This is a genomic window from Kallipyga massiliensis ph2 (genome assembly GCF_000311985.1).
GTDB classification, from domain to species: domain Bacteria; phylum Bacillota; class Clostridia; order Tissierellales; family Peptoniphilaceae; genus Kallipyga; species Kallipyga massiliensis.
Map to the genome: position 1 here is coordinate 296,068 of NZ_HE978585.1, position 25,500 is coordinate 321,567.

General features: G+C 45.3%; 27 protein-coding genes. 15 read left to right on the forward strand and 12 right to left on the reverse strand.

Annotation, left to right across the window (positions count from 1 at the left end):
* Positions 1–53: 53 nt before the first annotated feature.
* From HGKM_RS01210 to HGKM_RS01265, 12 genes are all read right to left on the reverse strand, one after another.
* Positions 54–590, reverse strand: a complete 537-nt coding sequence (locus tag HGKM_RS01210; RefSeq protein ID WP_019133493.1) for an LOG family protein — start codon at positions 588–590, stop codon at positions 54–56.
* A 100-nt stretch (positions 591–690) separates the two neighbouring features.
* A complete protein-coding gene (locus HGKM_RS01215; RefSeq protein WP_019133494.1) occupies positions 691–1,440 on the reverse strand; it encodes a nucleoside phosphorylase in 750 nt (249 codons plus the stop codon).
* 462 nt (positions 1,441–1,902) lie between these two features.
* On the reverse strand, positions 1,903–3,234 hold the full coding sequence (locus tag HGKM_RS01220) for an RNA-binding domain-containing protein (RefSeq protein ID WP_019133495.1): 1,332 nt from the start codon (positions 3,232–3,234) through the stop codon (positions 1,903–1,905).
* A gap of 276 nt (positions 3,235–3,510) precedes the next feature.
* A complete protein-coding gene (locus HGKM_RS01225) occupies positions 3,511–4,275 on the reverse strand; it encodes an MBL fold metallo-hydrolase (protein WP_034578869.1) in 765 nt (254 codons plus the stop codon).
* A 376-nt stretch (positions 4,276–4,651) separates the two neighbouring features.
* A complete protein-coding gene (locus tag HGKM_RS01230; protein WP_019133497.1) occupies positions 4,652–5,170 on the reverse strand; it encodes a restriction endonuclease subunit S in 519 nt (172 codons plus the stop codon).
* Positions 5,140–6,237 carry a restriction endonuclease subunit S gene (locus tag HGKM_RS09140; protein WP_019133498.1) on the reverse strand — a complete coding sequence of 366 codons (1,098 nt, stop codon included), beginning with the start codon at positions 6,235–6,237 and terminating at the stop codon, positions 5,140–5,142. Before HGKM_RS09140 ends, HGKM_RS01230 begins: the two co-directional genes overlap by 31 nt.
* Positions 6,231–8,132: an HsdM family class I SAM-dependent methyltransferase gene (locus HGKM_RS01240; protein ID WP_019133499.1), complete on the reverse strand. Its 1,902-nt coding sequence runs from the start codon at positions 8,130–8,132 to the stop codon at positions 6,231–6,233. The genes HGKM_RS09140 and HGKM_RS01240 overlap by 7 nt, the downstream gene beginning before the upstream one ends.
* Before the next feature lie 27 nt (positions 8,133–8,159).
* The gene (locus HGKM_RS01245; protein ID WP_019133500.1) at positions 8,160–9,677 is read right to left on the reverse strand and encodes an RNA-binding domain-containing protein; all 1,518 of its coding nucleotides are present in this window, start codon (positions 9,675–9,677) and stop codon (positions 8,160–8,162) included.
* Entirely contained in the window at positions 9,674–9,889 is a 216-nt protein-coding gene (locus HGKM_RS01250) for a helix-turn-helix domain-containing protein (RefSeq protein WP_019133501.1), read from the reverse strand. The genes HGKM_RS01245 and HGKM_RS01250 overlap by 4 nt, the downstream gene beginning before the upstream one ends.
* On the reverse strand, positions 9,886–11,535 hold the full coding sequence (locus HGKM_RS01255; RefSeq protein WP_019133502.1) for a DUF2326 domain-containing protein: 1,650 nt from the start codon (positions 11,533–11,535) through the stop codon (positions 9,886–9,888). Before HGKM_RS01255 ends, HGKM_RS01250 begins: the two co-directional genes overlap by 4 nt.
* On the reverse strand, positions 11,520–11,747 hold the full coding sequence (locus HGKM_RS09215; protein ID WP_022866311.1) for an ABC-three component system middle component 7: 228 nt from the start codon (positions 11,745–11,747) through the stop codon (positions 11,520–11,522). The genes HGKM_RS01255 and HGKM_RS09215 overlap by 16 nt, the downstream gene beginning before the upstream one ends.
* The gene (locus HGKM_RS01265) at positions 11,731–12,894 is read right to left on the reverse strand and encodes an ABC-three component system protein (protein WP_034579228.1); all 1,164 of its coding nucleotides are present in this window, start codon (positions 12,892–12,894) and stop codon (positions 11,731–11,733) included. The genes HGKM_RS09215 and HGKM_RS01265 overlap by 17 nt, the downstream gene beginning before the upstream one ends.
* Positions 12,895–13,292: 398 nt before the next feature.
* Here HGKM_RS01265 and HGKM_RS01270 point away from each other — a divergent pair, with 398 nt between their 5' ends.
* The 15 genes from HGKM_RS01270 to HGKM_RS01330 all read left to right on the forward strand — a co-directional run bounded on the left by HGKM_RS01270 (position 13,293) and on the right by HGKM_RS01330 (position 25,493).
* Positions 13,293–13,823 (forward strand): RNA polymerase sigma factor, encoded by a 531-nt coding sequence (locus tag HGKM_RS01270; RefSeq protein ID WP_019133505.1) that lies wholly within the window; start codon positions 13,293–13,295, stop codon positions 13,821–13,823.
* An 87-nt stretch (positions 13,824–13,910) separates the two neighbouring features.
* Complete coding sequence (locus HGKM_RS08680) at positions 13,911–14,090, forward strand: hypothetical protein (protein WP_135354787.1); 180 nt, start codon at positions 13,911–13,913, stop codon at positions 14,088–14,090.
* On the forward strand, positions 14,038–14,352 hold the full coding sequence (locus HGKM_RS01275) for a hypothetical protein (RefSeq protein ID WP_019133506.1): 315 nt from the start codon (positions 14,038–14,040) through the stop codon (positions 14,350–14,352). The genes HGKM_RS08680 and HGKM_RS01275 overlap by 53 nt, the downstream gene beginning before the upstream one ends.
* The gene (locus HGKM_RS01280) at positions 14,342–15,469 is read left to right on the forward strand and encodes a DUF2800 domain-containing protein (protein ID WP_019133507.1); all 1,128 of its coding nucleotides are present in this window, start codon (positions 14,342–14,344) and stop codon (positions 15,467–15,469) included. The genes HGKM_RS01275 and HGKM_RS01280 overlap by 11 nt, the downstream gene beginning before the upstream one ends.
* On the forward strand, positions 15,470–16,033 hold the full coding sequence (locus tag HGKM_RS01285) for a DUF2815 family protein (RefSeq protein WP_019133508.1): 564 nt from the start codon (positions 15,470–15,472) through the stop codon (positions 16,031–16,033).
* 10 nt (positions 16,034–16,043) lie between these two features.
* Positions 16,044–16,184, forward strand: a complete 141-nt coding sequence (locus tag HGKM_RS08685) for a hypothetical protein (protein ID WP_019133509.1) — start codon at positions 16,044–16,046, stop codon at positions 16,182–16,184.
* A 68-nt stretch (positions 16,185–16,252) separates the two neighbouring features.
* Entirely contained in the window at positions 16,253–18,226 is a 1,974-nt protein-coding gene (locus tag HGKM_RS01290) for a DNA polymerase (protein WP_019133510.1), read from the forward strand.
* A gap of 218 nt (positions 18,227–18,444) precedes the next feature.
* Positions 18,445–19,233: a phage antirepressor gene (locus tag HGKM_RS01295; RefSeq protein ID WP_019133511.1), complete on the forward strand. Its 789-nt coding sequence runs from the start codon at positions 18,445–18,447 to the stop codon at positions 19,231–19,233.
* Entirely contained in the window at positions 19,233–19,634 is a 402-nt protein-coding gene (locus HGKM_RS01300) for a DUF7768 domain-containing protein (RefSeq protein WP_019133512.1), read from the forward strand. The genes HGKM_RS01295 and HGKM_RS01300 overlap by 1 nt, the downstream gene beginning before the upstream one ends.
* On the forward strand, positions 19,631–21,835 hold the full coding sequence (locus tag HGKM_RS01305) for a phage/plasmid primase, P4 family (RefSeq protein ID WP_019133513.1): 2,205 nt from the start codon (positions 19,631–19,633) through the stop codon (positions 21,833–21,835). Before HGKM_RS01300 ends, HGKM_RS01305 begins: the two co-directional genes overlap by 4 nt.
* A gap of 262 nt (positions 21,836–22,097) precedes the next feature.
* Complete coding sequence (locus HGKM_RS01310) at positions 22,098–22,385, forward strand: VRR-NUC domain-containing protein (RefSeq protein ID WP_034579231.1); 288 nt, start codon at positions 22,098–22,100, stop codon at positions 22,383–22,385.
* Positions 22,382–23,752: a DEAD/DEAH box helicase gene (locus HGKM_RS01315; RefSeq protein WP_019133515.1), complete on the forward strand. Its 1,371-nt coding sequence runs from the start codon at positions 22,382–22,384 to the stop codon at positions 23,750–23,752. The genes HGKM_RS01310 and HGKM_RS01315 overlap by 4 nt, the downstream gene beginning before the upstream one ends.
* A gap of 71 nt (positions 23,753–23,823) precedes the next feature.
* The gene (locus HGKM_RS01320) at positions 23,824–24,258 is read left to right on the forward strand and encodes a helix-turn-helix domain-containing protein (RefSeq protein ID WP_019133516.1); all 435 of its coding nucleotides are present in this window, start codon (positions 23,824–23,826) and stop codon (positions 24,256–24,258) included.
* 137 nt (positions 24,259–24,395) lie between these two features.
* Positions 24,396–24,773, forward strand: coding sequence for an HNH endonuclease (locus HGKM_RS01325; RefSeq protein ID WP_019133517.1), 378 nt, complete (start codon positions 24,396–24,398; stop codon positions 24,771–24,773).
* A gap of 144 nt (positions 24,774–24,917) precedes the next feature.
* Positions 24,918–25,493, forward strand: coding sequence for a hypothetical protein (locus tag HGKM_RS01330; protein WP_019133518.1), 576 nt, complete (start codon positions 24,918–24,920; stop codon positions 25,491–25,493).
* Positions 25,494–25,500 lie beyond the last annotated feature (7 nt).

Here is a 25,500-nt window from a genome sequence, read left to right on the forward strand (position 1 = left end):
TGTCTATAATTTATACCCAACCGCTTTCTATAAAGTTCGCTGCAAACGAGAATTTATGCCAACTTCAAAATTTGCTTGATCTCATCAAGATTCTCGGCAAAATAAATGCCCTCCTGTCGCTCTTTGGAGGACAGTCCTTTTTCAATCATATGGTTCAGAAGGGCTTTCAAATCATCATAGTAGCCATTCAGATTGTAGAGAATGCAGGGCGCATCCAGCTGTTTTAAAGACACTTTGGACATCACCTCTGCTATTTCCTCCAATGTTCCCGTGCCACCGGGGAAGGCAATAAAGGCTTCTCCCAAGGCAATCATGAGGTTTTTACGCTCCGTCATATCCTTGGTCACGATTAATTTCGTTAATCCCTCATGTTGCAATTCACTTTCAATAAAAAAATTCGGCTCAACACCGATCACTTCGCCACCGGCTTGCAAAACGCTATCTGCGATCGCACCCATCAGTCCGGATTTGGAGCCACCATAGATGAGTGCATTTCCACTATTTCCGATCCATGTCCCCAATTCCTCAACGGCCTTTCGTAAGCGCGGGTCATTTCCTTCATTTGCCCCAAGATAAACGGTAATATTCATTCAAATTTTTCTCCTAGAAATTCCGATTTGCTTCGATCAGCCCTGCAGCATTCGCACCATCAAAGCTAGGGCTATATCCGGCACATGTCGTGGTTCTTTGCTATATTTCTTTTAGAAATTTTAAAGCCAAATACAGCTTGCCAAGATCATGGTTGGCACTATGGAGTCCCTCCATTTCATAGGAACTCTCGCTTAATACGTCTCCGGACTCCAGAAAGTGATAAAGTTCAAGCCCGTAAAAATCACAGGCGGCTTGGACACCGGCAAGTTCCATTTCTGCGGCTATACATCCCTCCGACTTTCTTTTCGCAACAAGCCCACGAGTCTCACGAAGCATAACATCTGTCGTCCAGACCTTTCCTTTAATGTATGGGGCATTTTCTCGGATAAAAAAATCTTCAACTTTATCATGGTTTTTAATTTCCAGGTAATCTGAAGGGGCGGCATAATAATAAGATGCCCCTTCACCCCTATAGGCCTCTGTAGGGATAATGTACTTTCCAAAAGTCTTTTCCTTATCCAGGCTTCCACAAGATCCAAACATGATAAATTGATTAGCACCTGTTATCCAATTCACTTCTACACAATCTGTTGAAGCAAGGACTGAACCCATCATCGTAAGGTAGAAGGCAAATTCTTGACCCTCAAAGTGGCTTTTATAGACCGGCCTTGACCCACTCACAGATTCTATATGACCAATTTTCTGACACTCAAAATGATCAAGCAAATATTCGAGGATATTTTTCGAAAAGATGATCAGGCATTTTTCCGTCAAGTCTTTCTTTTCCCCGTAAAAGTCTTTTAGACTGATCACCGGCTCTGTGTCTTTATCATAGCTGTCTATGATCATCATTATCTCCTTGTCATCAATACCAGGACTTCCGCCAATTGTTCAAGGCTTAGACTCATACTTGGAAACTGATCAGTGCATCTTGATTTTCCTCATTGTTTAGCATCATGTTAACCCACCACCTTATGGTCTGTCGAGGTAAATGGACATGTCGACTTTAGTACATATGTTTAAGGCCTCTTCATATCCATGTCGTGAGTGCCATTCGAGAATCACAACACTTATGGGTGAACATGAGCATAACAAAAAAAGCCACCCCGCAAGGAGTGACTTTAGAGATTGAAGAGATCGGCATGAGAACCTGTTCTAAAGAGCATAAGTGCAAGAGCCTCCTCTTCCACCAGTAAAATCGTATAGTAATATCAATGCTTTCAGAAGCTGAACTTCTTTCAATTTAAGTGGATTGTTAATATTACAAACTGTAATTAAGCAATTTTCATAAAAGATATTGATTAAAATAATTTATTTTGTAATAATCCATGTACCATTACGCTTAGAGCCAATACGAGATAGAATCTTCTTCTCTTGGAGACTTTTAAATGCCCTCTCTATCGTTCTTGGAGTTACATCTATCTTTTTAGAAAGATCAACAGCTGTATAGTTTCCATTTTCTATCAAAAACTTCATTACTTCTTTCTCAGTATTATTTAAACCGACATTCATACCGACATTCATACCGACATCGTTTTTTAGAATTTTATCTAATACTCTTTTTTCAAAAGGAATTGTACAGCGAATATAGTTGTCTGTAATCTCAAAAACTTCTTTACCATATTTGTTAATAATGGTTGGTATTCCATGACCAGTATGTTCGGTAAGTCCAATACTTAAAAATATTCTCATCAAGGTTGTATTTCTTGGTTTACTTATACCTTCAAAAAATTGAGCCTCTGTCATTCCCATAGGAAGACCACCATGCGATAATATTTCAAGTCTATCTTCGAACATAGATATCTGTGGTTCCGTGACAAGCCAATCATTGTGAACTAATGCATTTATAACTGCTTCATTGACCGCATCAAAATCAAATAAAAACATATCCTCTCGTGGACGAACTTTGGTATCAGAAATAATGATATTTTCTGCTTCCAATCTGTTCTTGAGCTTCATATAAGTAGTAACCAAACATCCATACCCATAATCACTTCTTTCTGAAATCGAAGCTTTATTTTTGCCTTTAAACTTCACAAAAATAAAAGGTATATTATTTCTATCTGCTAAAAGTTCAGCTAATAAATTATATTCACCATGATTGTTTTTAAGATTAAAATTGGACTCAAAAGATTTTTCATTTGTTCGAAAACCTCTTTCAGAATAGTAAATTTTTAGCTCACGAAAAGACAATTCTGCTAGACTTGATCTTTTTTGGAGCATATATTCAGTGTCTGTAAATTTTTGCTCATACCTAATTCTAATTTGATATGGAGTCATTTCTTTATTGGTAGTACCTATTCTAATGGTACATCCGCTAGAAGAAAAACCATATTTCTTCTGGCAATAAATAGGCCTTCTTCCTTTATCTATATTTAGAACAATGATGATCTTACCTTCATCAAATTTAAGTTCTGAATTGATTTCATCTTGTGGATTCGGTTCTATTTGAGTAGTAATAACATCAGATATTTTTCGTAGAACTTCATCTACTTTATCTACACCTACAACATCGCCGTTATCATTTATCCCAATATAAATTGTTCCACCATTGGTATTTAAAAAAGATACAATTTCTCTAACTATGTTCTCTGTATATTTTTCTTTTAATTCTACTGATTCTGACTCAACGTACTTTTTCACTGAAAACCACCTCCACCAACAATATAACATATTCCGACATAATATTCCATATACCGACATTTTGACGAAATAAATTGTCGGTATAATTAATACATTAGGTCCTGCTTATTTTTAAAGTAGAAGCTGTAACGCCTGATTCTATCGCTACTATCTGCCGTTGTCATAATTATGACACGATACCCAGGTCTAAAATCTTAAGTGTTATCAAGCACTATACGAATGAAAAATATACAACCTTTAAAGGATTACTAACTATATTTCATACAATTGAATAATTTAAATATGTATAGAAAAATTCTCAAATCTAAAAATTCCATGTTGTTGACCTAAAATATCCTGGCTATCTAGTTTTCTTAGTGATGTGTAAATTTCATCAACAATATTTCTATTTAAATTAAAATCATAGTGACCTGGAAGTACTCGCTTAAAGTTTAGTTCTCTGATTTTTATTATTGAGTTCAAGAAATCTATTGGATTCGTGCTTGGGTAATAGGCATCTAGTTTGCCTGCATATACCAAATCACCTGTATATAAATTCTTTCCCTCTTCATAAAAACAACAATGACCTGGTGAATGTCCTGGAGTATGAATCACCTTTATTAGACGATTCCCTAAGTCAATTACATCACCATCTCCATAGGTGAAATTTGGAACCCCTTGAAAAATTTCATAATTTTCAATGTTGAAATCCTTTGGAAATTCACATTCCCCTGCCAATAAATTTTTCTTTACAATATCTAAAGAAAGAGGAAAGTTTCCATTAATCCAAGCTTCTTCTTTTTTACAAACTCCAAATGAATCAAATAAATTGTGACCGCCTATGTGATCCCAATGGACATGAGTAGTTAAAACTACAATATCTAAATCAGTAATTTGATTAACTACTTTTCTTAAGTTGCCTACTCCTAAGCCTGTATCAATTAAACCCGCTTTATCGTCCCCTATCAGTAAATAGGAATTGGGTTTTTCCCAATGCTTGTCTTCACTTATTACATAGGTCTTTTCATCATTTTTATTAATACTAAACCACTCATTTTCTATTTAAATCACCTCATTTCATATTTTGTTTCTCTAGTAGAGGGCTTGAAACCCAGAATCCATCATTACTATCTGCCGTTGTCATAATTATGACACGAGACCCACTTGTTAGATCTATTCCGACACTGTATTTGATACAATTTAACGCTGGTGCGTAAGTCATGTGTTTATCCTCGAAATCCCTTGATTTACAGGGATTTTCTCCTTTCTGCAAACTTCCTCTGCTGCTTTTCGTGGCAGTTTTTGTATGATTTTAGAGTTTTTCTGTGCCTCATGTTGGTGTGCCTGTTTCCGATTTTCGTACCCCTGAGCGAGTAATCGTTAAAAGGTTTAGGGAATCGTTAAATTGTTTGAGGAATCGTTAAAAGGTTCAGATTGCTCATCGTTTCAGTGCATTCAAAATCTGCAAAGCCTCCTGTGCCCGCATATAATCTGACATAAATTGCCAGTCTGGATCACCGTCCAAGGAAACCGGGAGAAGTATTTGCTCTCTACGAATTCGTTCGTCATTAATTTCCCGATTAAAGCTGTATTTTTCTTGCAAACGAGAAACTAATGTTGCTAAAAATTGATAGCTATATTCATTCAATTTGCTATTTCCTAATGCTGTCACGTGATCACTTGCTACAAATTCAAATGGCTGATAAAAAGCTGTTCCTACAGATCCACTATTTGCTACTGTTAAGCAGTTCTGATACACACGCACTTTTTCATCGTTGCCGACGAAACCATCAACACCGTTGTTCTGAGCAGTAGAGGAAACGTAAGGCATCTTTCCTATTATATGATCGTCTTTCTTTAATCGCTTTCCGCGACCTATGTTTTTGAATATCTCTTCGTACCCGAAAGCCTTCCAATCTCTATCGGTCAGTACCCCCCCCCCTGAATGTTTATGCACGATACCAGTTTTTCATACCGATTTTGCATAATTTCTGTAACATATGACAAGGAATCTGATTCAAGTTTTGCGATGGTCTGCTCCATGTAAGCATGGTTCAGCGCTCCGCTGTCCGTAAGAGGAAGCATGATGCGCTGTTCGGCAAGACGCGTGGAGTTTGCCGTATAGGAGTAGGAATACCTCTCGCGATTCGATTCAAAGCAGCGGGCAATAAATTTTAAAGCTCCGGCGGAAAGTGCTCGCTTCGGCGACAAGATGTTGACCTTTGTTCCCGTATAAAATGGTGTGGTCTGCACAAAGGGTTTTGCCGTCTCATTGCCGATGGTAATGACAGGTACTTTATCCCAAAGATAAGCCTCATCATGTCCTTCGGTAAATCCGTCAACACCGTTGTTCGTCTCTTTGCGCGTGACATAAGGAATGCGACCATTCTCTTTGTCAATTTTGTTGCCGTCCAGCGTCTTCCCAATAGTGATGTTAAAAAGATCGCCCAGTCTAACGCCTCCCCATGTGGTGTCAGGCATGGCGCCTAAAGCAAGCAAGTCATCCAGTAGTCGATCCTTGAAGTAGGGCAGGACTTTCTCCAGCATGCGTTTTTCCTGCTCCTTCATGTAGTCAGACATGAATTGCCAATCGGGTACACCATCGAGAGTGATGGGGAGAAGGATTTTTTGTCTTTTCATTCGTTCAGCATTGAATTTGTATCCGTATGCATATTTTGATTTTTGTTGCAAAATGCACTGCTTAAGAAAAAGAAGTGTATATTTGTCGTTCGAATCAGTTTTTTTGATACCAATACGCTTCACGTCATCAGAAAAAGTGGCTTTATAAGGATGATAAAAAGTTTCTACAACACTGCCGTTATAATTAACGCCAAGGATGTTCTGATCAGTGCTCTCGTTTTCATTAGATACAAACGCCGTAATTCCATTATTGGAATCAGACGCGCCAACAAACGGTATCTTGCCTGGTTTCATATCAGCTTTTGTGAGTCGCTTCCCAGACTTAATTGTAAGCTCATCTTCGATAAAAAAGTTCTTCCATTCTCTATCCTGCAAGCTCAGCATGTGCTCACCTCCTCGAAGAGGTAGCCTCTTCCGTGAGTGATCATGTCGAACTCGAAGGTCAGGTAATCTGCGATGGTTTTCTGAAAATCTTTCTCCGTCGGGATCTCGTCATTAAAGTAGTAGAAAGAGTGCAGCCATTCATCATCCGCTTCAATAGTGGTTTCCACCATGAACTTGGTCGGAGCTTCCCGTTTTCCCCGGAAGCAATCCAGCAGGCGCTGTTTTTTATCCTTGGCGGTCTCTGTCTCCACCAGTCCGACGTGTTTTCGTACCACGAAACCGTCATCTTCAAAATTAAAAAACTTCACCAACCGATCTTTGGGCTGTGGTTTATGAGCCGTAAAGACAGCAATACTGGGATTTACACCGACGCGGTAAAAGGTGTTTTTATTCAAGGTAATCACGGCTTCCAGCGTGTGATTTTTTAAGATGCGCCGCTTCGTCTTTTTATCTTCACCGTTTTTGCCAATCATGGTGGATTGCGGAACGATGACCGCCACCCGTCCGCCTTCGGCCATGCAATCTAAAAGGTGTTCCACAAAGGAGATCTCTCGCAACTTGGATGTGGCATCATTTTTCCCTTGCGAGTACGGCGGATTCATCATGCCGACGCTGGGCGCAATGGTTCGCTGGATTTCTTCTGCGGAGCGATTAAAGAAGTCGTCGCATTCCAAGTTTGATCTGCCGTCTCCACGTAAAATCATGTTAGTTGTAGCGATGGTGAACATGTCTTCACGCAACTCGATGCCGTGGATTTGCTTTTCCTTGATTTCGCTTCGCTGGTGTTCGTCCTTCGCGTTTTTGAGCATCCTGTGCATTCCAGCGATGAGGAAGCTGGACGTTCCCGTACAGGGATCGAATAGAGTGTCGGTCGGTTTCACATCCAGCAAGTCACAAAAGAGTTCGCAAATATGGCTCGGTGTGAGTACAACGCCGAGAGACTGCCCGTCACCGCCGGAGTAACTCATAAACTCAGAATAGAAGCGTCCGAGGATATCTTCTTTTACATTCGCACGCAGCGCTTGCAGGATATTTTTCTGTAGGTAAATGCCAAAGTACTTAAGCGGTGTCATACCCAAGTCATCGCGCTTTTTATTGAGTGACTGTCTGTTCTTGATAATGGTGAATTGATCCAGAATCATCTCACGTTTTACATCGGGTTTTACCCGGATACGTTTTAAGTGGTTTGAGAGAGCTTCCCAGACAATATCTCCATCCGTTTTGACCTCATCGCCGATCAGATCATCCAATTTGAAGCTGGGATCTTGCAATGCCAAAAGAAGCGCCGAGACTACCAGGGGCTTTTCGGTTTCGCCAAGCTGTGCATAGTCGCGCAGATATTCATGCAGTTCGGCAGCGAGTTTGACGATCTCTTCCAGTTCCAGTTCCTCATCGGCACGAATACCTTTCACCTGCTCGTTATAATAAGCGTCGATGTTTTGCTCATTGAAATTGATGAAAGTTTCAACCGGATCGAGAATCGAGATGGTTTTTCCATCACAAAAAGCCGGCTGGATCAGGTGGTGAACCTCATCACCGGAAACCCCGACGGCAAAAATCTTCTTAAAAGGTGTATGTTTGGCAACGTGTTCGCCATAGTGAACTGCCCCATTGACAGCGTAATTTACCGTCGCATCCACCGAGCGATCCAAAGTACTCTGATCCTCATTCCATTTGATATGAAAATTGGTATCTCGTTTATCTTCGATAATCAGCACAAAGTCTTTCACTTGCGCAATAAACTCCGGGCTACCGAGTTTTCCCGTGCCACGTTTGGACGCTGTTTTTAACGCTTCATCAATATCTTTAATGCCGCTGATTTCTGCAGTCGCTTTGATCTCTGCTTCACGCAGAAGTTCAGCCACATAAATATCTGTGTTCTTTTCTCTTGGCATGGACTTTTATTTCCTCCTCTCGGGCACTTAGATGGATCTGTTTTCAGACTTTGCAAACAGTAATCCGTTAGCTGTTGTTACATATCTCTGTTTGCTGCTGGTCGGCTTATCCGGAATGGTCAAACGCAATAACCCGATATCTACCAGCGGCCGAATGATGTTTTTCCTAAAGTACTCTGCTGTTTTAATACCGCAGAATGTCTGCATTTCTTGCCGGCTGCGTGGCTCTTTGCAATAGTCCAGTAGTTTTTGGATTTCTTCTGTTGATAGTTTCACCTGAGAATAGACTTCCGTACTGACTTGCGTACCAACTTCCGTACTGACTTGCGTAGTTGATTTGTTGGAAGTCGGTCCCACACTTGCCGTCGCTGCCTCAGAAAGCGGAATGGTGATGGTAAAGACATCGCTTTCCGTGAAGGTAGGCTGCCCGCCGGAATAGAGCTTAGTGTATTTATAAGTATTGCGCATACCACTGCCCAATTCGTCGGCAAGCCCGATCTCGCGGAAGACTTTCGCAATCGGCGGGTTTTTAGCAAAAGGCTTAAACGTCTTCAGGTTGAGGTTGCCGTGGCCATGTGCCAGATTGGCGTTTTCCGTCGTGATCTTATCTGCCTCAATCACGAGCTTCGCCACATAGCCGCTGGAAAAATCTCGATGCATGAGGAGGTTGGAGACAATCTCACGTAAAATCTTATCTCTGGCGCTGATACGCTGAATTCCTTCCATGACAAAGAGATCGTTTAAGTGTTTCTGTCCAAAAGCAATGAGCCGGTCATAGCTTTCAATGAGGTTTGTAATCACGACATCGCGGTCATCGTAGCGATCGACATTAAAGACGCGAAAGATAGCGTCGGTCTTGTGCTGGGGGAGCACCGACATAATGCGGTTATCGCTGCCAAAGAGCAAAATTGCAGCAAGCGTCAGACCTTCTTGATTGGTATCCGGATCTTTCAAGATGAGTCCGCAGCTTCGAAGCATCTCTTCATCACTCATATCCAGCCATGCGTGATGCTCAGTATTAACACGAGTCATTCGTCTTGCTCGCTCCAAAAGATCCTTGCGCAAAGCAGTAATAGGAATCGCCGGATACACCTTGTTCACGAAATAAGTGTTTTGCTTTCTCGCATAAAGCTTAAAAACCAAATCAGCGTTGTCGGTGATATCGATATCGGAGTCGTTATTGCGGTCGTAAATACGCCCGGCACTGCGATAAACCGTCTTTCCAGAAGGAACGTAAATATAAAGGATCGTTTTGCCATCCTCTTCATACTCTTCCGGCGTGAGATAAAGCGGCGGAAACATTTTCGACTCATTGTTAATCGTCGTCACAAAATCTTTTTTGATTTGCATAATACGATCCGGCTCAACACCTGCGACTGTTCCATCGTCTTTTACTCCGAGAAAAATATGTCCGCCATCACGGTTGGAAAAAGCGCAGACGGTTTCGTAAACATCTTTTGTAATATCCGTTCTTGAGCGTTTAAACTCAACGCTGATGTTTTCTCCTGCGCGAATGAGTTTTTGTAATGTTTCAGGCAGTCTCACCGTTCATCCTCCTCTCGTATGGTCTCAAACAGGTCTTCCACCTTGCAGTCCAGTGCCTCAGCGATTTTCAGCAGCACATCCATGCGTACATGCTCGTTTTTCCCGAGTTTGGCTACCGAATTACTACTGATATCTGCGGCATCTCTTAACTGGACTTTGTTCATGTTCTTATCGATTAAAAGTTTCCACAGCTTGTTGTATATGATTTTCATCGATTTGCCTTTCTGCTCCATTTGTCTCCGAAGAGAGCCTGCTCATTGTTCTCAAGTTTGATGACCGTCTGTTTTGCAATGATGCTTTGTGCTTCTTCGGAGCAGTTCAACGTCTTATCGATAGCTATAAAGATTTGTTTCTCTTTTTCTTTGTTATAGATTTCAATCATCCGGCTCATGTCAGGACGTGGCATAGGATCAAAGAGGATGGAGTCATGCGCAATCGCCGGCAGCACTGTCGTATCTAAAACGGCGAGGTCATAGATCATCATCCCGCGATAATTTGTACTTGTGCCACTGTCCTTTGGCGTCTCAAAGTCATAGCTGTCAAACTTTGAGATTGTCAGATGTGGAGCATTGTACTGATCATCTGTTATGTAGTCATTGATTTCTTCCATCTTCCGGTTAATTGTGGCTTCAATTTCTTTAAGGACGAATTTCATTTGTTCTTGGTAGCGGTTATTTGCCTGTTTCTTCTCTTCTTGGAGTTTGTTCCGCTGATCAAAGGCATTATTTTCGTCCTGCAGTTTATTGATTCTTTGTTCCAATACACTGTAGGCTGTCAGGAATTCCTGAGTAAAAGTCATGGATGGCCGAATTTCAGACATTGCATTTCGAATGCTTTCTTCCTGTTCCTGCAAAGAGGCAAGTTCGACCGTAATCTTTTGTTTTGCACTTTCCAATTCCTCTTGAAGAATGCCTTGGATCTTGCTATGGAAAGACTCGATATCCATGAGCTTATTAAAATTTGCTTCCGGGAAGAACTCGGCAAGACTTTTCAGATCCGCTTCTGTCGGATAAATACCGCGCTGTAGATTTAGTTCAAGCAAATGCAGATCGTCTTGTTTGCCTTTGACGACGCGCCGGATATCGGTATATGCACGTTCTATTTCGTTGGCACGATTTGCTTCTTCCACTTCCGCCTCGTTGATGGGACGACTCCCTGAATTACAAAGCTCATCTCTTTTTTCTTCCAGTTCACGAATGGCTACGATGTTTTCTTGATACTTTCCCATTCCGTCTACGGCAGAGGGTATGAACTCATATTTTCTGGCTGCTTTGAATGCATCAATCTTATCTTCCACCAGATGAAGCTGTTCTTCAAAAGCCAGAATGGAAGAATACATGTTGTAGAGTGCCACCAAAACATGGATGGCATCTTTTTGTGATTCATTTCCACCGCGCATTTGAAGCGGTCTGAACTCATTGAGGTTGTTCTTGCCATAGATCCTAAAAAAGCGACTTACCGTATTTCTGAAGGAAAGACCGGGTAAATCCATGTCATATTTTTTCGCAAGCCAGTCCGTGAATTCTTTGATTTCCATCGAATCAATGGGGTCGTTATTCTCATCTACCTTGAAAACTCGCTTTGCGTCTGCTGTATTTCTGGCAAAGCGATAATCTTTACCGGCAAATGAAAAGACAAAGTAAATCGTGTGGTTGCCCAGCTCTCTCACCGGCTCGCTTTTAAGATAGGTATTCCCGCCAAAAACAAAGTCAATAATAAGGAGCATGGTGGATTTGCCGATGGATGCGGCTTTTCCGGGAATGCTTCCAAGCACCACGTTCAGTCCTTTATGAAAGATAACAGGTGGTCTTTGTCTTTTATTTTCTTTGAACAGTTCGCAGCTTATTTCTCGGAGCACAGAAAGATCCTCCCTTCGTCATCAAGCTCTACCTTTTGCATGGCATAAAGGCAGTCGAGAGCTTCGATGAGACGCACAGTGTCCTGATGCTTATGCGAAAGCTTTTGATAGATTTCGCGAGGAGATTTCGGATGATCCAGCATCCTCAAAATCTCAGGCATGAGTGGCAATGCACTCTCTTCGTATGAAAATAATTTATTTGGTAAGAGCATCGAATACCTCACAAGACTGTATAAAATACGAAATCACGATGTAGCAATAGCGAACATCCTGTTTCGTAATGCTTTGCAGGCGTTCTGCCAACAACTGATAAATCAGCTCCGCCGGCAGATTCTTTTTCGCGAGCTTTTGGTAGGACACTTTGATTTGTGCCCTAAGTAGCTCGTCGCTGAAGACTTCCTGCTTGACCAGTTGTTTCATGTTCTTTTCTATGAAAAGGTAGTAACGCGTGACATTTCGCATTACCTCATCTAAAAGAAAATAATCCGCATCCTGATCTATCTTTTTTGTCACCGTAATGGCGTTATAGTTTAAATCCGCAAAATCGGAGACTTTGGCTCGACTAAGGTTTTCCAATACACGCCTGATGCCTTTTTCTATGTCCGTTCCGCGAAGCGTGGTGCGGGCATTATTTGTCTGGACCTGCAGCTGTTTTATCTTTTGCAGCTCTTTTTCGTCGGCTTGAGTATGTTTTAGACTGTAAGACTGAAAGCAGTCATGGCAAAGCGGAATCAGGTTTTCATAGCAGTTTTTATTGCCGGAAATATGAGCAACGCAGTAGTCATCTTTGCTTTGATGATCATCCGCCACTGTTTGAAGATGTTTGGAACAACCAGGCTTTGAGCAAGTGTGCTTGCAGTCTTCCAAGAGCGTGGCACCGTATTTTTTCTTTGCCCGCTCGGATGTCATATTAGCCTTTGCCATCTTGCGGTCATTTTCAAGCTCAGGATTAACGATAAATTCCAAAGACTCCTTGATGAGGTCAAAGATCACCTCTGCCACGTTAGCCCTTGTGACTTTTTTGTCAGTGAATGGCTGGACGTCCTCGGCTAAAGCATTGAGTAAGGACTCGTCCTCATCATATTCGTTGATATACGCCAAAGAGTTTACAAAATTATCTTTTGTCATCCTACCGAGCATGGCTTTGGCAAGTTTCTTTGAAATACCACGCTTATAAAACTTATATAGGGATGCATCTTTATACCGTGAGTCTGAAGATGCATCCTTTTTTGTGCTCCATTCTTCCTCTGGTATATCGCAAAACCTTTGAATTAAATCTCTCATAAAATCCGGAACCTCAGCATCTTTCATGAGGTGCGGATGAATGGCATGCAAAAGTTCTGTGAACAGCATCTTCATCACCCCTCTTTCCGATTTTGTCCAAACTGTCCAACGTTGTCCAAGAGTGTCCAAATACGAGATGAACCATTTCGTATATTGAGTATGACCACTGAGAGACAAGCAAATTATACCAAAAATCTTCATATTAAACAACAGAATATTGGCATTTGCAAATCTCAATTTGGCAAATCTTGGATGCTTCCTTCTTGGAACATCCGAGTCCTGATGGGTGGCTGCATCGTCTGATCAACGGTGGCGCACGGTTCTCATCCGGCAAGTAAATATTTCTGACTTCGTTATGCGCAAGCGCAGTCACAACCCCGAGCGGAGATTTCCGCGGGGCTTGTGGTCTGTTTACTGCGCCCATTTTGCCTTGCCCTTCTCCGTCTCGGATTCGAGATGAAGGAGGTCTGTAAATGGCAGCTCAAAATGTATCAAAGATTTATATTCGCGGTCTCGGTCTGGTCGAGACAAGCCCTGAACACAAGAAAGACTACGAGAACGAATGCGCCCGTATCCGCATGAAGATGCAGTATCACGGCGAATGCCACGTCACCAAGGCAAACATCAACCGCTGCGATGGCATATGCGTCGGCTGTCCATTTCGTTCTGCCGGGAAGTTTGTCTCCATCCATGACACCGTACAAACAGACAGCGCGCTTACCTACGCCGATGTGCTTCCCGCATCGGAAGCTTATTCACCGGAAGGCGTCCTTGCGCGTAAAACATTGCGCGAAGAACTCAGCCGTATTTTCGCAGGTCTCACGGACGAGGAGCGCCAAATCATCCGTCTTGTTGTCGCCGGTCAATCCGAGCGCGACATGGCAGAAATCCTCGGCATCAAACGCACCACACTGAACTACCGAAAACGTCAGCTTTTTGCTCGGCTGAAAAGCCGGCATCCGGAGCTTCGTGACCTTCTTTTGGATCTCATCTCTTATTCCTAAACCTTAAACCTTCGTCCAACGTCCCTCCCTTTCTTCAGGGAGGGATAGAGGGGCAAAACGGCAGGCCCCGAAGGAAAGGAGGTAGCCATGAGACCACAAAGCAATGTGCCGGGTGTGACAAGAGAAGAACTCATCGAAGTGCTCTCTGCCATATCAATTATCACCAAAGACCTGACAAGAAAACTGATTCAGACAAAGAAAGGAGGCAATCCCTATGGGACAGATGAAAAAGATGAAAGCTGTTATAGACGACCTACATTCCTGTAGCGAACAACTAAGCGATATCGCTGCCGAGCTGGAAGCGATGTTCAGCACGGCACCGGAAGAAGTGGCGGTTCCTGCAGCAACGCCAAAGCCGGAGCTGAAGCTTGAAGACGTGCGGGCCGTCTTAGCGGACATCTCCCGTGCGGGTCACACCGCAGAAGTGCGCGCCCTGATCGAAAAGTACGGCGCGGACAGGCTCTCTAAAGTTGATCCGAAAAATTACGAAGCTCTGCTTCATGACGCGGAGGTGCTCCATGCCAAATAAACATGCGCTGCTTTCCGCATCGAGTGCCTATCGCTGGCTTGCCTGCCCGCCATCAGCTCTGCTTTCGGCAAAGTATGAGGACACGTCAAGCTCTTATGCACAAGAAGGCACCGCGGCGCACGCTCTTGCCGAGTACAAGGTGCTGAAAGCGTTAGGCAGGAAAGCCGATGATCCGACGGAGAATCTTGATTATTTTAACGAGGAAATGGATGAAGCGACCGATGCCTATGCTGGCTACGTGCTGGAGCAAGTCGCCGAAGCTAAAAAGGCAACGACTGATCCAATCGTTCTGGTGGAACAGCGTGTGGACTTTTCCACCTATGTACCGGATGGTTTTGGTACTGCCGATGCCCTCATCATCGCCGACGACAAGCTTTCCATCACAGATCTCAAATATGGACGGGGCGTGCTCGTTGAAGCCGATCATAATCCGCAGCTCATGTGCTATGCCCTCGGGGCCTATGAGATGTTTTCTGCGCTCTATGACATTGAGACCGTATCGATGACGATCTTTCAGCCACGGCGTGACAACGTATCCGTCTTTGAGATGAAAGCATCGGATCTGCTGGACTGGGCAGAGAACACACTCAAACCAAAGGCGGAACTTGCCGCCGAAGGTGAAGGCGAATTTACAGTCGGTGAGCATTGCCGTTTCTGCAAGGCAAAGGCCGACTGCCGAGCCAGAGCGGAAGCCAATCTCGCGCTGGCAAGATATGACTTTGCCCTACCGCCTACCTTAACCGATGCGGACATCGAAGCGATTTTGCCTCTTCTTGATGAACTTACAAGCTGGGCGGAAGACATCAAGGCCTATGCCCTGACACGTGCAGTGGCAGGAAAAGAGTGGCACGGATATAAGCTCGTCGCAGGAAGAAGCAACCGTAAATACGTAAACGAAGATGCCGTCGCAAAGAAGGTATCCGATGCAGGCTTTAATCCTTATGAGGAAAAGCTCCTCGGCATCACCGCTATGACCAAGCTCTTAGGCAAAAACCGCTTTGAAGAGCTGCTCTCATCTCTTATCGAAAAGCCGCAAGGAAAACCAACCCTCGTGCCGGAGTCCGATAAACGTCCGGCCATGAATTCAGCAAAAGAAGATTTTAAGGAGGAAAATTAAATGTCAAAATTTACAAACCCGATGAAGGTTATCACAGGAAAAGACACTCGCTGGAGCTATGCCAATGTGTGGCAGCCAAAATCCATCAATGGAGGCACACCGAAGTACAGCGTTTCGCTCATTATCCCCAAGTCCGATACCATCACTTTAGGAAAAATCAAAGCTGCCATCGAAGCTGCCTACAAGGAAGGTGAAGCCAAGCTGAAAGGAAACGGCCGCTCGGTACCTGCGCTTGCGGCAATCAAAACGCCGCTTCGTGACGGAGATGCTGAACGTCCGGACGATGAAGCCTATGCAAACAGCTACTTTGTAAACGCGAACTCCACCACCAAGCCGGGCATCGTCGATGCCGACCGAAACGAAATCATCGACAGCTCAGAGGTCTACTCAGGCGTTTACGGCCGAGCATCTATCAATTTTTATGCGTTCAACTCCAACGGAAACCGCGGCATCGCCTGTGGTCTCAACAACCTGCAGAAAATCCGTGACGGCGAGCCGCTCGGCGGTCATGCTTCTGCTGCAGAGGATTTTGCAACCGATGATGACGATGACTTCTTGAGCTAAGAGGTGCGCCATGACAACTGTACTTGATTTCATGTGCCAGCTCATCTTATCGATTGCTGTCGGATTCACCTTCGGTGCCGCCTTTGCCAACGTGCTCATTGCAAGACTGGAAAAGCGCGAGAAGAAAAAAAACGACACCACAACCCGTTAAAAGCAAATGATGCGGAGAGGCAGACTGGAGATGCAGTCTGCCTTTCTGCCTATTTAGGAGGTGAAATTTTGAAAACACTTAGCATTGATATAGAGTCATTTTCGTCCGTTGAACTGGCCAAAGCAGGCGTATATAAGTACGCCGAAGCGCCTGATTTTAACATTCTGCTCTTCGGCTGCTCGATCGATGGCGGTGAAGTTCAGGTCATCGACCTTGCACAAGGCGAACAAATCCCCAACGTCATTCTGGATGCATTGACAGACGACACCGTTATTAAATGGGCATATAACGCGAATTTTGAGAGAGTTTGTTTATCTCGCTATCTATCAGATATGGGCATGAGCCTTGATCCCTTTCATGACCATCATCCGCTTTCAACAGAGATGGCAAGATTTCTTAATCCCGCCTCTTGGCGCTGTTCGATGGTCTGGGCAGCAACTTTGGGTCTTCCTCTATCACTGGAAGGTGTCGGTAAAGTACTCGGCCTTCAAAATCAAAAGATGAAAGAAGGTAAAGACCTCATTCGCTATTTCTGCATGCCGGACAGGCAAACTGAAAAACGACATCTTTCCTCTGATGCACCGGACAAGTGGAAAACCTTCAAGGCCTACAACAAGCGCGATGTCGAGGTGGAACTTTCCATAAAAGAGAGGCTCAAAAATTACCCAGTGCCGGATTTTCTCTGGGGCGAATACGCCATTGATCAGGAGATTAACGACCGCGGCGTGAAAGTCGATCTTACTTTAGCGAATGCAGCCGTTGAGATGGACAGGTGCTCAAAGGATGAGCTCATCACCAAGATGAAAGCCATCACCAACTTGGAGAATCCGAATTCGGTCGTTCAGATGAAAGACTGGCTTGCCCAAAACGGTATGCCCACGGAGTCGCTCGGCAAAAAGCAAGTCGCAGAACTGATTCAAACCGCACCGCCTAAGCTGCGGGATGCTCTTGTGCTTCGCAGTCAGCTTGCCAAATCCTCGGTTAAGAAATATCAGACGATGCAAAATGCCGCCTGTAAAGATGGCAGAGTTCGTGGCATGTTTCAGTTTTACGGGGCTAACCGCACAGGGCGCTGGGCAGGAAGACTCGTGCAAATGCAAAATCTCCCCAGAAACCACCTGCCCGACTTGGATGCGGCGCGTACTTTGGTAAAGTCCGGCGACTTTGAAGCCGTGAAACTCCTCTATGACGATGTGCCGGATACCTTATCCCAGCTGGTGCGCACCGCCTTTATCCCAAGGACAAATCATAAGTTCATCGTTTCTGACTATTCCGCCATTGAAGCGAGAGTCATCGCATGGTATGCCGGGCAAACCGACACGCTTGATGCTTTCCGCGAAGGCAAAGACCTCTACTGTGAGACGGCATCCCGCATGTTCGGAGTACCCGTCGTTAAACACGGTATCAATGGAGAACTCCGCCAAAAAGGGAAAATAGCAACACTGGCCTGTGGCTATGGCGGCTCGGTCGGAGCCTTAAAAGCGATGGGCGCGCTTGAGATGGGACTTTCCGAAGAAGAATTAAAACCCATCGTTGATGCGTGGAGATCTGCCAATCCGAACATCGTCAAATTCTGGTGGGACATGGATCGTGCCGTCCTTGAAGCTGTCCGCCATAAGAAAGTCACCAAGACACACGGTCTTACCTTTCGCTGCCGTTCCGGCATGCTCTTCATCATGCTGCCCTCCGGAAGAGCCTTAGCTTACGTAAAACCAAAGCTCGGTGAGAACCGCTTCGGATCTCCCTGCGTCACCTATGAGGGTGTCATCACCGGAAAGAAATGGGATCGCATTGACTCCTACGGTCCAAAGTTCGTGGAAAACATCGTGCAGGCAACTGCTCGTGACATCTTGGCCTATGCCATGCGGACACTCAGGCACTGCTCCATTGTCATGCACATCCACGACGAAGTGGTGATCGAAGCTGACAGGCGCATGTCGCTTGAGGCAGTCTGTGAACAGATGAGCCGCACACCGCCGTGGGCTGAAGGCTTGCCGCTCAAAGCCGACGGCTACGAGTGCAAGTTTTACAAGAAAGACTGAGCCGAAGGCTTCGTTTCGGACTGCTCAAAATCGGACAGTCCTGATTTCTCTAAAATTTTTTCAAAGATCTCCGGCTGTTTTGCTTTCTCACGTCCAGAGAGAAGTAGAAGGAGCGGAGAAAAACTTTTCTAAAAGTTCGTCCAAATCGTCTCCGTTTCTTCAGGCAGTAATGAGGGCGGCAATGGTGCTCCCTCAACGAATGAAACGGAGGTTTTTATATGAACGAGTTACAGGTATTTCAAAACAACGAGTTCGGTGAAATCCGAACAACCAACATTGATGGTGTGCCCTATTTTGTCGGCAAAGATGTCGCTGAGATCTTAGGTTACAGCAATCCGCAAAAGGCACTGCGTGACCATGTCGATGATGAGGACGCAAGGACTGAACGAATCGTTCACCCCTTAGGCGGGGAGCAAAACACAAAACTCATCAACGAGTCCGGTCTTTACTCTCTTATTCTTTCAAGCCACATGCCCAAGGCAAAAAAGTTCAAACGCTGGGTAACCGCCGAGGTTCTTCCCGCTATCAGAAAGCATGGTGTTTATGCCACCAAGGAACTGCTCAAAGATCCAGACATGCTCATCTCGGCTTTGCTTGAGCTTAAAGCAGAGCGTGAAAAGTCCAAAACACTGGAAGTAACCACAGCGATTCAGAAGCAGCAGATCGCAGAACTTCAGCCAAAGGCAAGCTACTGTGACATCGTCCTTCGGTGCAAGGATGCGGTCAACATATCGGTCATTGCCAAAGACTACGGCATGAGCGCCAAACGGATGAACAAGCTTCTCCACGAGCTGGGCGTGCAGTTTAAGCAGGGAAACATCTGGCTTCTTTACCAAGACTATGCGGACTGTGGTTACACGAAAACACAGACCTATCCCTACCTGGATTCAAAAAATGAGGAGCATACCTCGGTTCATACCAAGTGGACGCAAAAAGGTCGTCTGTTCCTCTACGAACTTTTGAAAGATAACGGCATTTATCCGCAGATTGAACAGGAGGTGCGCTGATGGAAAACCTATATCAAAACGCAGAAGGCTACGCGGATCCTACCGCCTATGAAGCAATCTTTAAGACGCATCGCTATCCCTATATGCCCCTTGTCTATATCGCCTCTCCTTATGCTGGAGATGTTGAGAAAAACACCGAAGCCGCCAAGCGCTATGCCCGCTTTGCCGTTGATCAGGGCTTTATCCCGATCGTGCCTCATCTCATGTATCCGCAGTTTATGGATGAGAAAAGCGAACGTGAGCTGGCTCTTTTCTTCGGACAAATCCTGATCGACAAATGCACCGAGCTTTGGGCATTTGGAAAACCCTCTCTCGGCATGACCAAAGAGATCGGATATGCCAAATACCACAGGCGAAACGTTCGCTGTTTCACCGAGGACTTGAAGGAGGTTGAAGAATGAGAATCAGCTATTCGAATGTTCGCGGCAAGAAAACAAATACCAGCTATCCCTTTACTGCAGAGATCAATACGGCAGACGACCTGAAAAAGGTCGCTGCCTTTGATCATGTCTGTGCGATTTACAAGGACGGCTATAACCAGCGCAAGAAGTTTATCAAAGGTTACCGGAGCAATAAAACGTTTCAAGAATCCGACTGCCTGCCGCTGGACTGTGACAATGTTTCATCCGATCCATTAGCTTCAGATATTCCGCCTGCTGAGTGGAAGACTCCGAAAGACGTTCAAACAGCATATCCTGACGTGCGCTTTTTTGTGGTTTATTCCCGAAATAACATGAAGGAAAAGGACGGAAAAGCCGCGCGTCCCAAGTTTCACATCTACTTTCCTCTGAAAACTTCCATAAGCGATGCGAAGCTATATAACCGCCTTAAGAAAAAAGTGCGGGCAAGGTTTCCCGCCTTCGATGATGGTGCTCTCGATGCAGCACGTTTCTTCTTCGGTGTTGAGTATCCACAGGTTGAATATTTCGATGGTGCTTTTGACATTGATGAATTTATGAGCCGTGCCAATGCCAAGATCACAGAAGGCGCGCGAAACACTACCATGTCCCATTTTGCCGGGCTGGTGCTCAAGAAATATGGCACCGATGACAATAAAGCGCATGAAGCCTATCTTGAGGAAGCAAAAAAATGCACACCGCCCCTTTCCGAAGAAGAGCTCGCCAGCATCTGGAACAGCGCAGTCGGTTTTTACAACAGCACCATCAAAGCGGATAAAAACTATATCTCGCCTGCCGAATACAACAGCATGGAATTCGAAGAAAGTCTCATCCCGTCTGACTTTACTGATGTCGGACAGGCAAAAGCCTTTCTCGAAGCGGCTACTGACAAGGTCATCTATGTCAAAGGTCTCGGTCTCTATTATTTCACGGGAAAGGTCTGGAAAGACGATGACCTCTTAGTGCAGAAAGCGCTGCAGGGATTTACCCATAAGCAGCTCTGCCTTGCGTGGAAAATGGTGAACGAAGCGGAAAGCGAAGAGGCACAGGAAAAAGCGGAAGCCTTCTACAAGTTTGTCTTAAGCCGCAGGAAATCCTCCAACATCAAGGCAACCATCACCGAACTGAAACCGATGGTGCAAGTCGATGTGAAAAGGCTTGATCAAGACGGTTTTCTCTTAAATACACCAGACGGGACAGTGGATCTTCGCACAGGAAAACTGCGGACGCATGATCCGAAGGACTACTGCACCAAAATTTGTGCTGTATCACCAAATGACAAAGGTATGGACGAATGGCTCCGGTTCCTTCGTGACTTCACCTGCAAAGACAAGGCTCTCGAAGATTACCTGCAGCTGGAATCCGGTGTAGAGTGCATCGGAGAAGTCTTAAATGAGAACCTTGTGATCCAGTACGGTGAGGGCGGAAACGGTAAATCCACCTTCAATAACGCCAAGTTCTATGTTTTAGGAGACTACGCCGGTACCATCTCCGCCGAGCTGTTAACCGTAAAGCCGACCAAGAACAAAGGTGCGGAGCTTGCCGAGACACACAACAAGAGGCTTATTCTCGCAGCCGAGCTACCCGAAGGGAAAAGGCTCGACTCAGGCTCTTTGAAAAATCTCTCCAGCACAGATCCCATCCATGCTGAGAAAAAATTTGAAGCACCTTTTAACTTTATCCCGACGCATACGACGGTGCTTTATACCAACCATCTGCCCAAAGTCGGGACCATCGACAAAGGCACCTGGGACCGCCTGATCGTTATTCCTCTAAAGGCAAATTTCAGGGGTGCCAAGGGAGAAATTAAGAACTATGCCAAGGTGCTGTCCGAGCGATGCGGCGGGGCAATCCTCTCGTGGATGATTGCGGGAGCAAAGAAATACATTGATGCCGACTACAAACTTGTCCCACCAAAATGCGTCAAAGATGCCATGAATGCTTACCGTGAAGAAAACGACTGGATCAGCCATTTCTTAAGTGATTGCTGTGAGGAAGAAAAAACAGCTACCCAAAAAGCGGGTGAGCTTTATGAGAAGTACCGTGAGCACTGTGATGAGATCGGTGAATACAAAAGAAGCTCTGCTGATTTTAAGCGAGTTCTGATAGCACAAGGTTTTACTTGGCAAAAAACCGCTGAAGGCAACATATGGATAGGGCTTCATCTGAAACAAAACGGTGTTCTTAATGGAGGACGATTCTAAATTCAAAAACACGAGAAAACCCAGTTATATCAATAAGTTTCGTGGTTTTATGGAAGGCAATGGAAGCCATTTATATCTATCGCACAAATAAAAATCAACTCATCTATATGTAGTGATGATTTTGAAAAATATAGATATGTTACGTGGCCTCCATCGCCCTCCATACCCATCCCTGATGAAGCAGCAGGAAAAATCGCTCCTTGCCTTGAAATATCAGATTTATCGCCTGACGGCTTACGTGTTTAACGAAACGGAGAAAGTGATGGATGAAAAATCAATCGAACAAAAACTTGTCAAAGCCGCTAAATCCAAAGGTGGATTGTGTTTAAAACTTGTTTGTCCCGGCTTTGACGGCATGCCGGATCGGCTCGTGCTTCTACCTAACGGCCATATCGGTTTTGTCGAGGTAAAAGCTCCCGGCAAAAAGCCAAGACCGCTCCAGCTGATACGGCACAGACAACTAAGGGATTTAGGCTTTCTGGTTTTCGTCTTGGGCGACCAAGAGCTGATCGAAGAAATACTCACAAAGATTGGAGGTGATGCCACATGAAGTTCATAGCCCACGACTACCAGAAATACGCCACCCGCTATATCGAAGAGCACGATGTTTCTGCCATCCTTTTGGATATGGGCTTAGGCAAGACGGTCATCAGCCTTAGTGCCATTCTTGACCTTCTCTTTGACCGCTTTGAGGCTCACCGCATTTTAATCGTAGCCCCACTTCGAGTCGCAAGAGAAACGTGGCCATCCGAGATCAAGAAATGGGATCACCTCTCCATGCTGACTTATGCGGTCGCCGTCGGAACGCCAACAGAGAGAAAAGCCGCGCTTCTTCAGGGCGCAGACATCACCATCATCAACCGGGAGAACCTCTCCTGGCTCATTGAAGAATCCGGACTTCCTTTTTCCTTTGACACGGTTGTGGTCGATGAACTCTCTTCTTTCAAGAATCATAAGGCCAAACGCTTCAAGGCTCTCATGAAAGTTCGTCCCAAGATAAAACGCATCGTGGGACTTACAGGTACGCCTGCGGCAAACGGGCTCATGGATCTTTGGGCGGAGTTCAAGCTCCTCGATATGGGAAAACGGCTCGGACGCTTCATCTCTCACTACCGGGAGCGTTACTTTGTCCCGGACGCTCGAAACGGGCAGGTCATCTTTTCCTACAAGCCAAAGCCGGAAGCAGAGGCGGCCATCTATCGAGCAATATCAGATATCACCATTTCCATGAAGGCAAAAGACTTCCTGAAGATGCCCGAGCTTATCAGCGTCACGCACGAAGTCGAAATGACCGACTGTGAATACGCTGACTATGAGAAGCTGAAAAAGGAACTGGTGCTGTCAGTCAAAGAAGATGAAATCACGGCCGCCAATGCCGCCGTTCTCACCGGAAAGCTCACTCAGATGGCAAACGGTGCGATCTATGCCGATGATGGGAAAGTCGTTCATCTCCATGATCATAAGCTCGACGCTTTGGAAGACATGGTTGAAGCGGCAAACGGCAAGCCACTTCTTGTCGCCTATAACTTCAAGCACGACCTAACGCGTATCGAAGATAGGCTCAAGAAGCTCAAGGTGAACTACCGAAAGCTCGATAAGGCAGACTCCATCCAAGCATGGAATGAAGGCAAGGTCGCTGTCGGGCTGATTCACCCCGCATCAGCAGGACACGGGCTTAACCTTCAAGCCGGCGGCTCAACGCTTATATGGTTTTCGCTTCCTTGGAGCTTGGAACAATACAGTCAAACCAACGCAAGGCTCTGGCGGCAAGGGCAAACATCTGCCACCGTAGTGGTTTCTCATATCGTATGTAAGAACACCATTGATGAACATATCCTCACGGTACTGAAAAACAAAGACAAAACGCAGGCAGCCTTAATTGATGCGGTCAAGGCAACCTTAGGACAACCCAAGTAAATCTAAGACAATCAGAGTCAACCTCCGTCAATCCGAGGGAAACCATCACTTGTTTTCACGGAGGAATAAAAATGCTGACACCAAAAGAATATCTGCGCCAAGCCTACCGCCTTGACCAGAGAATTAATGCAAACATTGAGGAAGTCAAAAATCTGCGGGAGATGTCCGAAAGCGTCTCAGGACTTCGCTACCGGGAGGATCCCATTCAAACCACTCGTTCGATCGAAGCGCCATTTATCCGCGTGCTGGAAAAAGCGTGGGAGATCGAAGAACGCATTGCTGATGAGCTGTCGATACTTTATGACCTTAAAGAACAGATCAAAGATGCGATTGCAACGGTGAAAAATATCGACGAGAGACTCGTGCTTCAGTACCGCTACATGGACGGTATGACATGGGAAGCAATCGGCGAAACACTGCATGCTGACCGCACAACAGTCTGGAGATGGCATGGACGTGCCCTGCAGCACTTTAAGATGCCCAAATGTCCGATTGAGCTGGAATAATGCACGTTTTACAACACTTTGCAACAACATGCCACGTGCCCTGACGTGGTAATATATAGTCAGGAAAAATATAAGGCGAAAGCTCCAAAGGGAGAAATCCCCGAGGAGCTTTTTTCATGCCAAAAAGGAGGTGCGGATTGCCAAGAAAACCAAAAAAGCCGTGTTCTTATCCCGGCTGTCCGAATCTCACGGACGGCCGGTTCTGCGAAGAACACGAAAAGAAATATAACCGTGACTACGAAAAATATAACCGCGACAAAAACACCAAGAGAAAATACGGTCATGCTTGGAAAAGAATCCGGGACCGCTACATTGCGGCGCATCCTTTATGTGAGGAATGCCTGAAAGAAGGACGTTACACCAAAGCAACAGAGGTGCATCACCGCACTCCACTCTCTTGGGGCGGAACGCACAAGGAAGACAACCTTGAAGCGCTTTGTCATGAGTGCCATTCGAGAATCACGGCACTTATGGGAGACCGCTGGCATAACAAAAAGCCGACGAAATACAAATAAAAAATTCTGTGACCCGGGGGCGGGTCGAATCTCTACAGGACTTCCGGTCGGGAACGGTGCGGCAGGGTCGTGTAAAGAACTTTTAATTCAAACGCCCTATTAAACCCAAAGATGATTTTTACGAACCGAAAGGAGGAATACCTCGTGGCAAAAGACGGAACCAACCGAGGCGGAAGACGCATCAAAGCAGGTCATAAGCCGGATGCACTTGCCGACAAAATCAGCAAAGGACAAAAAGCGACACACATTGAGTTCCCGCGTGCGGAATATCCGATCGCAGAACTCTACGGCGAAGACATGACAGACGGTGTGGAACTTGAAGGAGCGGATATGCCTGAGCCATCTTCCTACCTTTCTGCTCAACAAAGGGACGGGGAGCCTTTAGGCGCTGACCTAATCTATAAAGAGACGTGGGAGTGGCTTCAGGCACGCGGCTGCGAAAAGCTCATTAACCGCCGTCTTCTTGAAAGTTACTCGACAGCCTTTGCCCGCTTTATCCAGTGCGAGCTTGCTATCAGCAAATACGGACTCTTAGGCAAACATCCAACGACCGGTGCTGCCATTGCCAGTCCGTTCGTGCAGCTCTCGCTCAACTTTCAGAAGCAGGCAAACCTTCTCTGGTATGAAATCTACGACATCGTCAAGCAAAACTGCACGGAAGCCTTCGACGGCGATCCTCAGGATGACCTGATGGAGCGTCTGCTCCGAGAAAAGAAATGAGGTGAAG